13 protein-coding genes are annotated in these 13,971 nt (G+C 60.7%); 7 read left to right on the forward strand and 6 right to left on the reverse strand.

Annotated features, from left to right (window positions below):
* Window positions 1-8 precede the first annotated feature (8 nt).
* From LY631_RS10160 to LY631_RS10185, 6 genes are all read right to left on the reverse strand, one after another.
* A complete protein-coding gene (locus tag LY631_RS10160) occupies window positions 9-1,106 on the reverse strand; it encodes a zinc-dependent alcohol dehydrogenase (RefSeq protein WP_274425189.1) in 1,098 nt (365 codons plus the stop codon).
* Window positions 1,107-1,225: 119 nt separating this feature from the next.
* Window positions 1,226-1,885 carry a GNAT family N-acetyltransferase gene (locus tag LY631_RS10165; RefSeq protein ID WP_274425190.1) on the reverse strand — a complete coding sequence of 220 codons (660 nt, stop codon included), beginning with the start codon at window positions 1,883-1,885 and terminating at the stop codon, window positions 1,226-1,228.
* A 231-nt stretch (window positions 1,886-2,116) separates the two neighbouring features.
* Window positions 2,117-3,928, reverse strand: a complete 1,812-nt coding sequence (locus LY631_RS10170; protein WP_274425191.1) for an FAD-dependent oxidoreductase — start codon at window positions 3,926-3,928, stop codon at window positions 2,117-2,119.
* A 205-nt stretch (window positions 3,929-4,133) separates the two neighbouring features.
* Window positions 4,134-4,616 (reverse strand): anthrone oxygenase family protein, encoded by a 483-nt coding sequence (locus LY631_RS10175; protein WP_274425192.1) that lies wholly within the window; start codon window positions 4,614-4,616, stop codon window positions 4,134-4,136.
* Window positions 4,616-5,458, reverse strand: coding sequence for an SDR family oxidoreductase (locus tag LY631_RS10180; protein WP_274425193.1), 843 nt, complete (start codon window positions 5,456-5,458; stop codon window positions 4,616-4,618). The genes LY631_RS10175 and LY631_RS10180 overlap by 1 nt, the downstream gene beginning before the upstream one ends.
* Window positions 5,459-5,641: 183 nt before the next feature.
* Complete coding sequence (locus LY631_RS10185) at window positions 5,642-6,106, reverse strand: VOC family protein (RefSeq protein WP_274425194.1); 465 nt, start codon at window positions 6,104-6,106, stop codon at window positions 5,642-5,644.
* A gap of 202 nt (window positions 6,107-6,308) precedes the next feature.
* On the opposite strand from LY631_RS10185, the gene LY631_RS10190 reads away from it, so the two are divergent.
* The 7 genes from LY631_RS10190 (at window position 6,309) to LY631_RS10220 (ending at window position 13,947) form a co-directional block, all read left to right on the forward strand.
* Window positions 6,309-7,211: a LysR family transcriptional regulator gene (locus LY631_RS10190; protein WP_274425195.1), complete on the forward strand. Its 903-nt coding sequence runs from the start codon at window positions 6,309-6,311 to the stop codon at window positions 7,209-7,211.
* A gap of 934 nt (window positions 7,212-8,145) precedes the next feature.
* A complete protein-coding gene (locus LY631_RS10195) occupies window positions 8,146-8,592 on the forward strand; it encodes a DUF4260 domain-containing protein (RefSeq protein WP_274425196.1) in 447 nt (148 codons plus the stop codon).
* A 1-nt stretch (window position 8,593) separates the two neighbouring features.
* Window positions 8,594-8,995: a RidA family protein gene (locus LY631_RS10200; RefSeq protein ID WP_274425197.1), complete on the forward strand. Its 402-nt coding sequence runs from the start codon at window positions 8,594-8,596 to the stop codon at window positions 8,993-8,995.
* A gap of 274 nt (window positions 8,996-9,269) precedes the next feature.
* Window positions 9,270-9,521, forward strand: a complete 252-nt coding sequence (locus LY631_RS10205; protein WP_274425198.1) for a DUF1427 family protein — start codon at window positions 9,270-9,272, stop codon at window positions 9,519-9,521.
* A gap of 42 nt (window positions 9,522-9,563) precedes the next feature.
* Complete coding sequence (locus tag LY631_RS10210) at window positions 9,564-10,253, forward strand: hydrolase (protein WP_274425199.1); 690 nt, start codon at window positions 9,564-9,566, stop codon at window positions 10,251-10,253.
* A gap of 141 nt (window positions 10,254-10,394) precedes the next feature.
* On the forward strand, window positions 10,395-12,245 hold the full coding sequence (locus tag LY631_RS10215; RefSeq protein WP_274425201.1) for an amidohydrolase: 1,851 nt from the start codon (window positions 10,395-10,397) through the stop codon (window positions 12,243-12,245).
* A 109-nt stretch (window positions 12,246-12,354) separates the two neighbouring features.
* Window positions 12,355-13,947 carry an MFS transporter gene (locus LY631_RS10220; protein WP_274425202.1) on the forward strand — a complete coding sequence of 531 codons (1,593 nt, stop codon included), beginning with the start codon at window positions 12,355-12,357 and terminating at the stop codon, window positions 13,945-13,947.
* Window positions 13,948-13,971 lie beyond the last annotated feature (24 nt).

Consider the following 13,971-nt stretch of genomic DNA (forward strand, 5'->3'; position numbering starts at 1 on the left):
GCCCCGCCTTATCGTCCGCCATTCGGATAAAGAACAGGCTTGATGCAACCATCAAGCTTGGCGGAAAACATGTGATATCCGTCCGGCACCTCCTCAAGCCCCATCCGGTGAGTGATCAGTGCCTTGGGATTGATGTGCCCGGCTCGCACATGCTCGAAGAGTCGTGGTAGAAGGCGTTTAACCGAAGTCTGATTGGCGCGGATCGTGATCCCCTTGTTCAAAACGTTGCCGATGGGAACCACGTTGCCGGTCGGCCCGTAGACGCCTACGATCGAGACGATTCCGCCCTTCTTCGCGGAATTGATGGCCCAGTGCAGCGCGATGGCCGAACCCGCCTCGAGCTTCAGCCTCTTGCCGAACAAGCTATGCAGTGCGCTTCCTGCAGCGTCGGCGCCCACGGCGTCGATGCAAACGTCCGCTCCAAGCGAATCCGTCTGCTTCTTTATGAAGACCGCCATGTCTTCGATCTCGCGGAAGTCAAAGACCTCCGCTGGGCAGTAGCGCTGCGCGAATTCGAGCCGATAGTGAATGTGGTCGATGACGATGACGCGGCCGGCACCGAAAAGCCAGGCGCAACGCGCGGCCATAATGCCTACAGGGCCGGCGCCGAAGACGACCACCGTATCACCCTTCTGGATGCCGCCCATTTCGGCCGCCTGATAGCCGGTCGGCACCACGTCTGTCAGCATCACGGCGTCATCGGGATCCATCCAGTCGGGGATCAGCGTCGGGCTCACGTCCGCAAAGGGAACGCGTACGTACTCCGCCTGCCCGCCCTCATACCCGCCTGCTGTGTGAGAATAGCCGTAGATTCCTCCCACGGCCGTGGCCTCGGGATTCACCTCATGGCAGTTGCCGAACAGTCCTTGCTTGCAGAAGTGACACTGGCCGCAGGCGATGTTGAAAGGTACGAGCACGTGGTCGCCCCGCTTCAATTTCTCCACCCCGGGCCCCACTTCTTCCACAATCCCACAGAACTCGTGACCGAACGTCGTTCCTATCCGCGTGTCGGGAACCAGGCCGCGATAGAGGTGCAGGTCGGAACCACAGATGCAGGAACGCGTAACGCGGACGATCGCGTCCCGCGGATGTTCCATCCGTGGCATTGCTTTTCGTCTCGTTCGAACCCGATAAGGTCCCCTGTAGTCCGCTGCCAGCATCCGTGTTTCCTTCGCAATGTCGCAAGGAACCACGCTGGTGGGTGGTTGTTCCACTTGCCCGATTATTATGGGCTGGCGGTCACGCAAATGCGGATGCCTGGCTCAGGCGTGTTTTCTCGCGTGAGCGTGCGCAATTCTCTCGCCGGCCGGTGCCGGGCCACTTCTTCAATCAGGCGGGTACCTCGACCTGCCATTCCGGAATATTCACTGCGCAGCAGACCCATAAGATGTGCAGCCACTCTTTCTGTACCCCATAGCAGCGCTTCCCGCTTGATGCCCTCCAGCCTGAACCCGACCTTCTCATAGGCTTTCTGAGCTTGCGGATTGAAGGCGTACACTTCTAGTTCTATGCGGTTCAGTCCGAGCTCCCGAAAGCCGAATGCCACGAGCAGACTGGTTGCCTCCGTACCGTATCCCTTGTCCCGCTCAACAGGGTCCCATATCGCGATACGAAATGAGGAGCTCCTGTTCGACCAGTCGATGTCGTTAAGGACCACCTCCCCAACCAGTTGCCCGTCGACGACGATGCCGTAGTCCCACCGGTCTGTCGCTTCCTCGATCCTAATGCAGTGGGCTTGGACGTCCGCGAAGCTGTGCCGCGTATGTGTGCCTGTAAGACGCTGCGACGCGGGGGGCAGGGAGGCGAACATCGCAGTAGCATCGCTTTTGGTGAGCGGCCGAAGAAGAAGTTTATTGCCCTTCAGGATTGGCTTTGTAAGTGTCATGAGGGGTCTCGCAATAGTCCTTGGTCAGTGTAGTAACCGCAGCAAGCGGCTGGTTCAAACTAAGTCGGCGTCCGAAGATTGGACGGTTCGCTTTGCCCTTGAAATCTTCGCGTCCCTCCGGTGCCTCGGCAGGTTCTATGACACCCTCCCGAGAAGGACAGGCGAGGACACCGCTATTATGGAGATCATGTTCGCGATCTGACGACGACCTCGACATCGGCATTCAGCAGTTCACTGCCCGCTCCTTCTGGTGAAGCCGTCGAGGCTCCATCGCTCGCTCCCCACGCCGTGGTGAACGATGAAGAGTCCTTCCGGATCGTATCGATGCTTGACCTCGAGAAGGTCTGCATAGTTGCTCCCCCAGAATGCCTCCTGCCACGATTCCTCAAAGAAGTTACTCTCCGCCACATAGGAAGCGGGTTTTGAGAGAAGCCTACGCATTTCGACCATTGCACCTTCAATCCTATCCGAGGCTTTCCGCGCGCTTTCGCGATTGGGCTCGCGACCCGGAATGCCGGGATACGCGGGCGGTCCTTCGGCCGCGCTGATCAGCAGCGCAAAAGCATCAATCGCCGCCGGATTGATTGCCGTCGCCGCTGCCGCTTCTAGAGCTCCGTCGGGAGCGCCGGCCAGTCCCTTGTTGAAATGCAGTGCCACGCTCCAGCGCCTGCTGGCCGCATAGAGCGCGTCGGCGAGCTCTCCCCTCCGGCGCGGCTCCAGGAGCGCCGCCGGAAGCCAGGCCGATTGGTATCCATAGAGAACCTGTCCCGCCTCTTCGAGATTTCCGGCCCAGAAAATGTTATCCTGGGAAACGCCCTCGCGCATATCAGCGAGCACTAACCCCGGGATCTGCTTAAGGAAGGCTGGGTCCCAGAAGCGGCGTGCCGGCAGGGCGATGATCAAAGGATCGGAGGCAATACGGAAGTCATGAGGCGAGGCGGCAATCTCATCGAAGAACGGCCGCCAAGCTGCTTCGGCTTGCGATTGATCCATGCCTTGAAAGACCATGCCGATGTCCAGCACGTTGCGGGGCCGGAATCGCACTTGCTCTCCCCAGTGCGGGTTGAAGAGGGCATCGCCATAGAAGTCCACTAGCCGCCCGACCAGCTGGCGGAACGCCTCGTCCGAGGTCGCTTCCACGGTTGCAAACACTCCACCGAAAAACTCCGGCAGCGGATGCGTCCGGATCGTCATTCGGGTCACGACGCCGAAGGTCCCGCCACCGCCGCCCTTTATTGCCCAGAACAGGTCGGGATGCGTGCAGCGATTGGCGACGAGTACTTTTCCATCCGAGGTGACAATTTCTGCTTCCAGCAGGCTTCCGGCTGCCAAACCAAAGGCCTTCGAGAAGCTGCCGAACCCTCCGCTTTGGATCAGTCCCGCGACGCCCACCGTTAGGCAGCCGCCGCCTTGCACATAGCGCCCGCCCGTTGTCGTTACTGCGTTGTAGACCTGCCCCCAAAGTGCGCCTGCACCAACCGAGACTGCCGTCTGGGACTGTCCGTCGCACCCGGCCCCGACGAAGGCGTCGTGCAAGGTCACTGAATCCATATGTCGAGTCCAGATCAGGAGAGAATCCGTCGCGTTGGAGGTACCCTGATAGCTATGTCCGCCGCCTTTTACGACGATCCGTAACCTGTGCTCCCGTGCGAAATCGACGGCGGCGACCACATCGCCGGTCGTCTCCGCCGCCACAGCATAGACGCTCGGTTGGGAGGTCCACGCGTCTACCCAACCGAGCGTCTGTGTCAGGCCAGGCTCGTCACCGAGAAAGTAGGGATTTCTCAGGTTTCCGAAGAGTTTTTCACAGCTGTCATCCCCAAGTCGTCCCGCACAATTCGCAATTGGAGATTCGACCGGCAGCAGCCGCCCTCCGACACGACGCTTCAGCGCCGCCCAGTCTGCCTGCGAGGGCCATCCTGGATGGCCCGGTCGCGTCCGGGACTCAGGATTACTATTTGCCAGAGCGTCGAGTGGAGCACCCGTTCCGGCTATCCCAAGGAGCGGAGCCGCCGAAGCCAGCAGGAAATCTCTTCTGTTCATTTCATCTCCCTTTTTCCCTTGGGCAGCGATCAAGAAAACGAGCTTGGCGGATGTGCGCGTGCATTCCTCGGCGATCTCGATCTGGTGAAGAGTGGGAATCGTGGCACTCGATCAGCGCTCTGCTCGCCGGCAGCGGAACTGAGTAGCGCTGCCGTCGGGTCAGAATGGTACTCCGCTTACCGCTTGGGTTTGTATTCCGCCTGGCTCATCCTTGGATCAGCGCAATCATGAAGCATCCCAACGACAGGATTCCGCCCAACGTCCTCACATGGTTCCACCAGGTCCATCGCTGCAGGTAATGGGCCCAGACAGCGGCGCCTTCCGCCGTCGCCGGAACAACGAGAGCAAGCGCGTTGTTCATCGGAACGTTGAAGATGATCGTCACGCCGATGATGCAAACGAGATAGGCCGCACCGCCTCCTGCCGCCAGAACCGCTCCCGATCCGACTGATCCGAGCAAACTGGCGCCGATGATCACGGCGCTCAGAAATGCCGTCCCGAAGAACAGGAGCAAGAAGATGGGATTCAGGACCACGTTGTTGATGGCCTGCATGGCAGCAATGCCGGATTGTGGAGCGACACGATTCAATGCACCCATCACCACGTTGGAAAAGCTGTAGAAGAAGCCTGCCATCACCCCTGCGCCAGCTGCTGCGAGTAGTACGGTCATCGTGTATATGCGGTCCATCACACAGCCGCCTGCCACACGCCTGCATCTGCAGTCCTGCGCGCATAGTCCGAAAAATCCCGTGGCTCGCGCCCGAGCGCGCGCTGTACTCCATCGGTGATATAGGTGTTGCGCCCGTCCAGCACCTCGCGCGTAAGGAGTTCCAGCAGTTCGACGAACTCCGGTGGGATGTCGTCGTAGGTCCGAAGCTCGGCCGCATAATCCTCGACGGTGACGGGCACATATCGGATATCCCGGCAAGCAGCACTGGAGATCTCGGCAATAGCCTCTCGGAAGGTCAGCATGCGCGGGCCGGTTACCTCGTAGAGTTGTCCGACATGCCGCTCCTCTGACAGTGCGGCGACAACCATGTCAGCGATGTCGTCCGCATCGATGAAGGGCTCAGGAACGTCATCCCGCGGAAACACTACTTCACCAGCAAGGATACCTTCTAGGAAAAAGCTTTCGGAGAAATTCTGGGCAAACCAGCTGGCGCGAACGATCGTCCATTCCGCGCCAGAGGTCATCACCACCTGCTCGGCCTTCTGGGCCTCCTTCTCGCCGCGGCCTGACAGCAGCACCAGCCTCTTCACGCCATTTCCTACAGCAAGTGAAGTGAATGCTGCAATTGCATCGACCGCACCCGGCAGGGCTATGTCCGGGTAGTAGGTGACATATGCCGCGCGCACACCGTCGATGGCACCCTCCCAGGAACTGCGGTCATTCCAGTCAAAGCATGGCATGGCGGAGCGCGAACCGATGCGGACAGGGACGCCCTGTGCCTCAAGGCGCCGGGTAACCCGGCTTCCCGTCTTTCCATTTCCACCGATGACTAGGATAGGGTTGCCAGTTGTCTTGGCCATCTTTCGGTTCTCCTTTACATGGATGAGAAATCCTCTACGCGCTGCGGGATCCAGCAATGTTTATGCGCGCAGGGAGACACCTCAGACCTGCCGCCTGTCTCCGTGCAGTACGAAGGTTGGCTTTATCTAGAAGGAGGGCCCACTGGGGCGGCTCCTTGTCCGGAATGCGGACCTACACGTGGCTCACGCGGCTCGGAAGGCTGCCTCAAGAGTTGCGGAATCGATCTTATTCATGGTCAGGAGCGCCTCCATGACGCGGCCTGCTGCCGTCTGGTCCTCCTTCATCAAGAGATCAGGCAATATTTCAGGGACGATCTGCCACCAGATCCCGAAGCGGTCTCTGAGCCAGCCGCAGGGCTTTTCCTCGCCGCCGTCGGCAGCCAATGCATCCCATAGACGGTCCGTCTCTGCCTGGTCATTCGTCAGAACAACAATAGAACTAGCGCCTGTATGCTCCATCTTCGGACCCCGATTGAGAATCTGATACGGCACTCCGCCAAGAGTGAATTCGATTGTCAGAGGCGGCTCGCCTACCGTCGGAGAGAAGATGCGCTCTATCCTGCTGTTCGGGACCAGAGACACGTAGCACTCGGCTGCTTCTTTGCCGTTTCCGGAGAACAACAAGCAGGTCTGGATCTTCGAAGCCATGGATAAATTTCCCCTCTTCCTTTTTAGCAAACCACCAGCAATGGCCTCCAGGGAGGCGGAGACTACTTCCGAGTCCTGAGCCATACGCTTTGCCCTGCTCATCGGCAGACGAGCGGCAATCACCTAGCGAATCTTAATGATTTCATTCAGTGGAACAATGCTGTTATATGAAACATGAAGTTGCTCATAATGAGTGTTGCACGTGGACCAGTTGAGAGAGCTTCGAACTGCTATTGCGATCGAGGAGGAAGGCAGCCTCGCAGCCGCTGCCCGAAAGCTTAATACGTCGCTGCCAAGCGTCTCCCGAACGCTGGCAGGACTGGAAAGCCGACTCGGACTCACCCTCTTTGACAGAAGTGCACGTCGCTGCCAGGCCACTGAGGCGGGCCGTAGCCTGCTTAATCGTTCACGGCGCCTGCTTGCCGAGTACGATGACATCGTTGCGGACACGGCAAAGCGGTGGAACGAGCCGCGGGGGCTGGTCACGGTGACGGCGCCACTTACTTTCGGACGGTTGCACGTAGTACCCGCAATCAGCCGCTTCCTTCTCGAAAATCCTGCTATCGATGTTGCTCTCGAACTGTCCGACGCTGTAGTCGACCTGCAGGACGACCTCTTTGACGTCGCAGTACGTATCGGGCCGGTGCGTACGACGGCGCTAGTCGTCAGACGAGTAGCAGCCGTGAGCTGGTGGACATTGGCCAGTCCAGGTTACCTTGCTAGTCATGGAATCCCGCTCAGGCCGGACGACCTCCGGAACCATATCTGGATACAGCATTCGAACATTCGGGTGCCGGCAGGCTTTCGCACCGCCGCCGGCCAGCGGTCGCGCCTCATCCCGCTCAAGCCGCGACTCGTCGTCAACGACGCAACGGCTGCCCTAGAGGCTGCACAGACTGGACTCGGAATCTGTTCGGCATACTCATACCAGGCCACTGAGGCGGTCGCGTCGGGCAAGCTCGTACGGATTCTGCGCGAAAATGAACCGAGACCGATGCCGGTCAGCATTGTGTATCCGGAAGTAAAGCGCACGATCGCACGGCTCCGGAAACTGTCCTCCTTCCTAGGTCCAGAGTTGTCGAGCCGCTTGCGTTCAGGAGGATGACCACAAACTCGTCGCGAACTAAACGGCCGGGGCACTGCGGGCGCTGGTTCGAGGTGTCGATATCGAGGACACGCTTTTGCTGGCTGAGCGCACTGAAATCTCAACTCAGGGCGGTCCTTCAGCAGTGCTGAAGGACCGCTTCCAGCGACAGCATTTCTCCACCCACGGGTCAACTTTGGTGGTTTCCTGCCTATCCGCTTTTCGGCGAACATGGGATGTAAGCGGCTCTTTCCAGTTAGCTGAGACGACCGACAGCTATGCGCCCCCTCTCGGACGTCAAAGCCATGTTGGCAGACCTCCAAAAGCCGACGATGCCTACGACCCATCCGAGGACAAGCCAATTATTTCGGCAAATGCGTTCCAATCCCGTCTCATCCGCCGACTGCCTCGGCCTAAGAGCCTCCAACAAGCTGTGGTCGGTTTGGCCGGCTCGAGGGCCGTCAGCCGCGACAGACTCGCCAGTGTTGCACGCGGCTGACGGTGGCCGCAAGACGCGGTTCTCGAGCGCGATGTGGCCGACGGTGAAGCGCTGGCGGCGCAGGGCCCCAATGCAGGGAGCCGCCGTCGGATCGTTAATGGCGGGCATCGTCCTGGGCGGTTACGTTCGGTGGGCTTTCGGGCGTGCTCCTCGGCCTTAAAGCGCTCGACCCAGCGCGCCATGATCTTCGGGGACGCACCATTGCTCAGCAAAACGTGCCGCGATGACCGACAGCGCCATCTCGTCTCGACGCAGCGGCGTCAGACGGCATCTGAGCGAACAGCAAGCCGTGCACCGTTGCAGCAGTCTTCGCGACGCGCGGTGGCGCTGAACCAGTTAGCGTGACGAAAAACATACGTTTTCACGGACCACAATCAAAGGCAGACCTATTCCGGTTACGCGGACGAAGCGGGCGCCGTCGGTTCTTTCCGTTTCTCCGAAACAACAGGAAGCCGAATGAACAACAAAGCTGAACTCGAACAATCCGACCGCGGCTATCCGACAGGCATGGTCCTGTGGCTTCTTCGTGCGGAAGCGCTGGCAGTGTTCGCAGCAAGCACCGCGCTTTTCTTCTTGTCTGGCGGAGAACCCTTGGTGTTCGCGATCCTGTTCTTTGCACCCGACCTCAGTCTTGTCGGCTATGCGGCGGGCAAAACGGTAGGCGCAGTTCTCTACAACGCTGTCCACAGCTATGCCCTTCATTCCGTTCTGGCCGTCGCCGGCGTTGTGACCGGCCTGGCAATTCTCTGGCAGATCGCCCTGATATTCGTATCCCATGCCGCCTTCGATCGGAGCCTGGGCTACGGGCTGAAATACGCTGCCGGGTTCCGCCACACCCACCTCGGACCGATCGGCAAGCCTGCCCCCAAGCTACAGCTGAATTCGCTCAACAAGGAGACGTAGGATGGAAAAGCCGGAATTCATCGTCACGCCGGGTTTTGGCGAGACCTTTCGCAACAACCTGCACTTCTCGACCGCCGTACGGATTGGAAACCGCGTGGAGACATCCGGCCAGGGCGGATGGAACCACGATCTGGATATTCCAGAAGCGATCGAGGACGAGATTGCCACAGCGTTCAACAATATCGCCCTTGTTCTGGCGCAGGCCGGCGCGTCCTGGCGTCAGGTCGTCCATGTGAACACCTACCATGTCGGCGGCTTTCCGCCCCTCGTCAACGAGACGATCGTCCGTCTGTACCGACATCATATGCCGGACCATGCGCCGATCTGGACACAGCTCGGCGTCGAGGCGCTGGGGCTCCCCGCGATGCGCTTCGAAATGCGAGTGACCGCCATCACCGACTAGGATCGCTTCCGTCGACCCGGCGATCTGAATCGGAAATCCTGGTCAGGGCGGCTCCGCCGCTTCAAGTCGGCAAGAGCCCGCAAGATTGGCACCTTCATAGCAGTTTCTGCGCCGCAGCAATCAAGCACGGGCATTAGAGTAAACCTCCTAACGCCGACCTGCTTGTAAGCCGCGCGCCACCCGATGCCTCTGTGGCAGCGGTGCTTGCAACCCGCGCCAGTCCTTCAGTGCCGGCTAGAGCTTAGACCTCAAGTATCTCACCGGAGATCGATCCATGGGCCAGCTTCACCCTTACATCCTTTCACTGGTCGTCGGTCTCGGGATCGGCGTGGTCTACGGCCTGGTGTCGGTCCGTTCACCGGCTCCACCCATTATCGCCTTGCTTGGTCTGTTGGGAAGGCTCGCAGGCGAGGCCGGCGTCCAGTGGCTGAAGGGCCATACGAACCTCGTCCAGGCGGTCCTGCACGAAAAATCCTTCGCTCATCACGGCACCGACGAGGCAGCGAAGAAAGGCGACGTCGCCTGAGGCGCACCAATCCGTTCTCCCATCACACAAAAGCGAGAGCCAATGTCCTACAAACTGGAAGTCCTAACCCCTCAGAACAGCCAGCTTATCTTCATCGATCAGCAGCCGCAGATGGCCTTCGGTGTCCAGTCCATCGATCGGCAGACCCTGAAGAACAACGTCGTAGGCCTCGCCAAGGCGGCTAAGGCCTTCGGGATTCCTACGACGATCACGACGGTTGAGACCGAAAGCTTTTCGGGGCCGACATTTCCCGAGCTGCTTTCGGTGTTTCCCGAGGCTCCCATCCTGGAGCGTACATCGATGAACTCCTGGGATGATCTGAAGGTCCGTGAGTCTTTGGCGGCCAATGCCGCCGACGGGCGCAAGAAGATCGTTGTGTCAGGTCTCTGGACCGAGGTCTGCAACCTGACCTTCGCGCTCTCCTGTCTCGCCAACACCGACTATGAAATCTACATGGTGGCCGACGCCTCGGGCGGAACGTCCGTCGACGCTCACAACCGCGCCATGGACCGCATGGTACAGGTCGGGATCGTCCCGGTGACCTGGCAGCAGGTCCTCCTCGAATGGCAACGCGACTGGGCTCGGCGCGAAACCTACGACGCCGTCATGGCCATCGTGCGGGAGCATTCCGGGGCCTACGGCATGGGCGCCGACTATGCTTACACCATGGTGCACAAGGCTCCCGAACGAGTAGCACACGGCCCGGTTGTCGCGCCCAGGCCGGCGGCCTGAATGATGTGATCGGGCTGGACCAGCCGCCCTGCCGGGAGCAGCCCGTGTTCCCCACGCTAGCCGTCGCATCGCCGTCACGCTTTTCGGCGATGCGGCTGCGGCTCGTGCTCGCGGATTCGATGTGCTGCGAAGGAGAAAGCCATGACCGCCAAAGATCTAATCGTCGTCAACGCCAAGGTGACGACTCTTGATCGGCAGAACCCCTCGGCCGATGCGATAGCGATCCGAGACGGCAGGTTCATTGCCGTTGGCCCCGAAGCCGACGTGCGCGCTTCCGCGCCAATCGCCGAGGTGATCGACGCGAAGGGGCGCCGGCTCATCCCAGGGCTGATCGACAGCCACACCCATGTGATCCGCGGCGGGCTGAACTATAATATGGAGCTTCGCTGGGACGGCGTCCCCTCGCTTTCCGATGCAATGACGATGCTCAAGCGGCAGGTCGACCGCACCCCCGCGCCCCAATGGGTTCGCGTCGTGGGCGGCTTCACCGAACACCAGTTCGCCGAAAAGCGGCTCCCGACCCTCGAAGAAATCAATGCGCTCGCGCCCGATACGCCCGTCTTCATTTTGCACCTGTACGATCGCGCCCTGCTCAACGCGGCCGCCTTGCGTGTCGTCGGCTACACGAAGAACACCCCCAATCCTCCCGGCGGCGAGATCGTCAGGGATGGGGCCGGCAATCCCACTGGCCTGCTGTTGGCGCAGCCCAATGCAACGATCCTGTATTCGACGCTGGCCAAGGGACCGAAGCTGGATCCCGACTACCAGATCAATTCGTCGCGCCATTTCATGCGCGAGTTGAACAGCCTCGGAGTGACCAGCGTGATCGATGCCGGCGGGGGCTTCCAGAAGTATCCCGACGACTACGAGATCATAGAGAAGCTGCATGCCGACGGCCAGCTGACGGTCCGCATCAGCTACAACCTGTTTACCCAGAAGCCCAAGGAGGAGCTTGCGGACTTCTCGTCCTGGGTGAACCAAGTCTCGCCCGGGCAGGGAGACGATGTCTACCGCCACAACGGCGCCGGCGAGATGCTCGTCTATTCCGCAGCCGATTTCGAGGATTTCCGCGTCGAGCGTCCAGACATGCCCCCGGATATGGAAGCCGATCTGGAACCTGTCATTCGTCTCCTCGCAGAAAACCGTTGGCCCTGGCGGCTGCACGCCACTTACGACGAAACGATCGATCGTGCGCTCGACGTGTTCGAGAAGGTCAACCACGACGTTCCGCTGCAGGGGATCAACTGGTTCTTCGACCACGCCGAGACGATCAGCGACCGCAATATCGACCGCATCGCCGCGCTCGGGGGCGGCATAGCGGTACAGCACCGGATGGCTTTTCAGGGCGAGTATTTCGTCGAACGTTACGGGGCGAAAGCCGCCGAGCGCACGCCGCCGATCCGCCGGATCATGGAAGCGGGGGTTCCGGTGGGGGCCGGCACTGACGCCACCCGCGTCGCCAGCTACAATCCGTGGGTTTCGCTGTCGTGGCTCGTGACTTCGAAAACCGTTGGAGGCCTCGCACTCTATCCGCAGCACAATCGCCTCGATCGCGAGACAGCACTGCGCCTCTGGACCGAGGCGAACACCTGGTTTTCCAATGAGGAAGGCAGGAAAGGCCAGATCAAGGCCGGACAGCTCGCCGACCTCGCCGTGCTGTCCGGCGATTACTTTTCCGTGCCGGAAAGCGACATCGTCCACCTGCGATCGGTCCTCACCATTCTCGGCGGCAAGGTCGTGCATGGAGACGGCGAATACGAGTGGCTTGCACCGGATCTTCCCGCTGCCATGCCGGACTGGTCGCCGGTCGCCACGTTCGGTGGCTACCACCAAACGAAGGAAGCCCGCACCAAGCTGATGATGAATTGCGGTTGTAGCAGTTTCTGCGCGGTGCATGGTCATGACCATGCCGCCGCTCTCGGTACGCAGCTCCCAGTCTCCGACGCCCGCACTTTCTGGGGTGCCCTCGGATGCGGTTGCTGGGCCGTCTGACCTCGGTAGCCACTTCGACGCGCGCCAATGCGATCTGCGCCGTCTGCCACGCGCCGAACAGGAACAATCCGATGAGATTTACCACCAAGGGTGGATGAAGGGAATGGTCATGAGCGAACGGCGGCAGGAGATTGCAGCTGACACATCCGGACCACTGAGTTACCCGGTTTTCCGGGCACTGTGGATAGCGACCATCGTGTCCAATGTCGGCACATGGATGCACGATGTCGGCGCTGGCTGGCTGATGACCTCGCTGTCGCCAAGCCCGTTGCTGGTTGCTTTGGTTCAGGCGGCGACGACGCTGCCGATGTTCCTGCTTGCCCTTCCCGCCGGGGCGCTTGCCGACATCGTCGACCGGCGCAAGATGCTGCTGGCGGCGCAAATGCTCGGCTTGATTTCGGCGGCGATACTGGCTCTCCTGACGTACTACGGTCTCGTTACGCCAGAAGTCTTGCTGGCCGGGACGTTCATGCTCGGGATCGCCGCGGCGCTCAGCGCGCCAGTGTTTCAGGCGATCGTGCCTGAACTGGTGGACAGGCAGGCACTGCCGGACGCCATCGCGCTGAACAGCCTCGGCGTCAACATCTCGCGCGCAATCGGGCCGGCGCTCGGCGGGGTCATCGTCGCGATCGCGGGCACGCCGGCCGTGTTCGCGCTCAATGCACTGTCGGTGGTGGCCGTTCTGTTCGTCCTGTTTACCTGGCGACGCCCCCAAGCCGTTCACAACCTGCCGCCCGAACATTTTTTCGGGGCATTGAAGGCCGGTTACCGCTACACGCGCCATTCACCGGCGATGCGTCTCGTGCTGGTACGGGCGGTGGCCTTCTTCCTGTTCGCCAGTGCACTGTGGGCGATGCTGCCGTTGATTGCCCGGCGCGGGCTTGGGCTTGATGCGGCCGGTTACGGGGTTCTTCTCGGCTGCATGGGCGCGGGGGCGGTGCTGGGCGCGATCCTGCTGAAGCGATTGCGCAAAGCGGTTTCCGCCAACACAATATCCGCCGCGGCCACACTGCTTTATGCGCTGGCGATGCTGGGGCTCGCTCTGGTCTCCAATCCGTGGATTGCCGGTGTCGTCCTGTTCGCGGCCGGCCTCGCCTGGATCGGCATGCTGACATCGCTCAACGTCGCCGCCCAGATGGCCTCTCCGGGATGGGTGAAGGCACGAGCGCTGGCCGTCTACCTGCTGGTCTTTCAGGGCGCGATGACCGGCGGAAGTGTGCTGTGGGGCTCGCTCGCTTCAAGCACCAGCGTCGCCACGGCGCTGGTGGTCGCGGCCGTCGGACAAGCGGTGGCGCTGCTCCTCGCTCTCTATTGGCGGCTGCCGCAGGATTCGGCCAGCGATCTGGCGCCCTCGAACCATTGGGCGGAACCGGTCGTCTCCGTCCAGCCGGCAGGGGATCGCGGTCCCGTTCTTATCGAGATCGAATATCGCGTAGACCCTGCACGCCTGGCCGAATTTGTCGCTGCATTGCGCAAATTCCATTCTGTAAGACAGCGCGACGGAGCGATCCGCTGGGATGTATGGGAGGATGCGGCCGAGGAAGGGCGCGTGGTCGAAAGCTTCGTCGTCGAAAGCTGGATTGAGCATCAGCGCCAGCACAGCCGGGTAACGCGTACCGACCAGCTCGATCAGGAAATGATAAACGCGTTCCATGTCGGTGATCAGCCGCCACTGGTACGTCATCTGCTGCGTCCGGCCTGACCGACAGAACGCCCAATCAAACGA

Origin of the sequence: Chelativorans sp. YIM 93263, from assembly GCF_028767125.1 — a bacterium.
Lineage (GTDB): Bacteria > Pseudomonadota > Alphaproteobacteria > Rhizobiales > Rhizobiaceae > Chelativorans.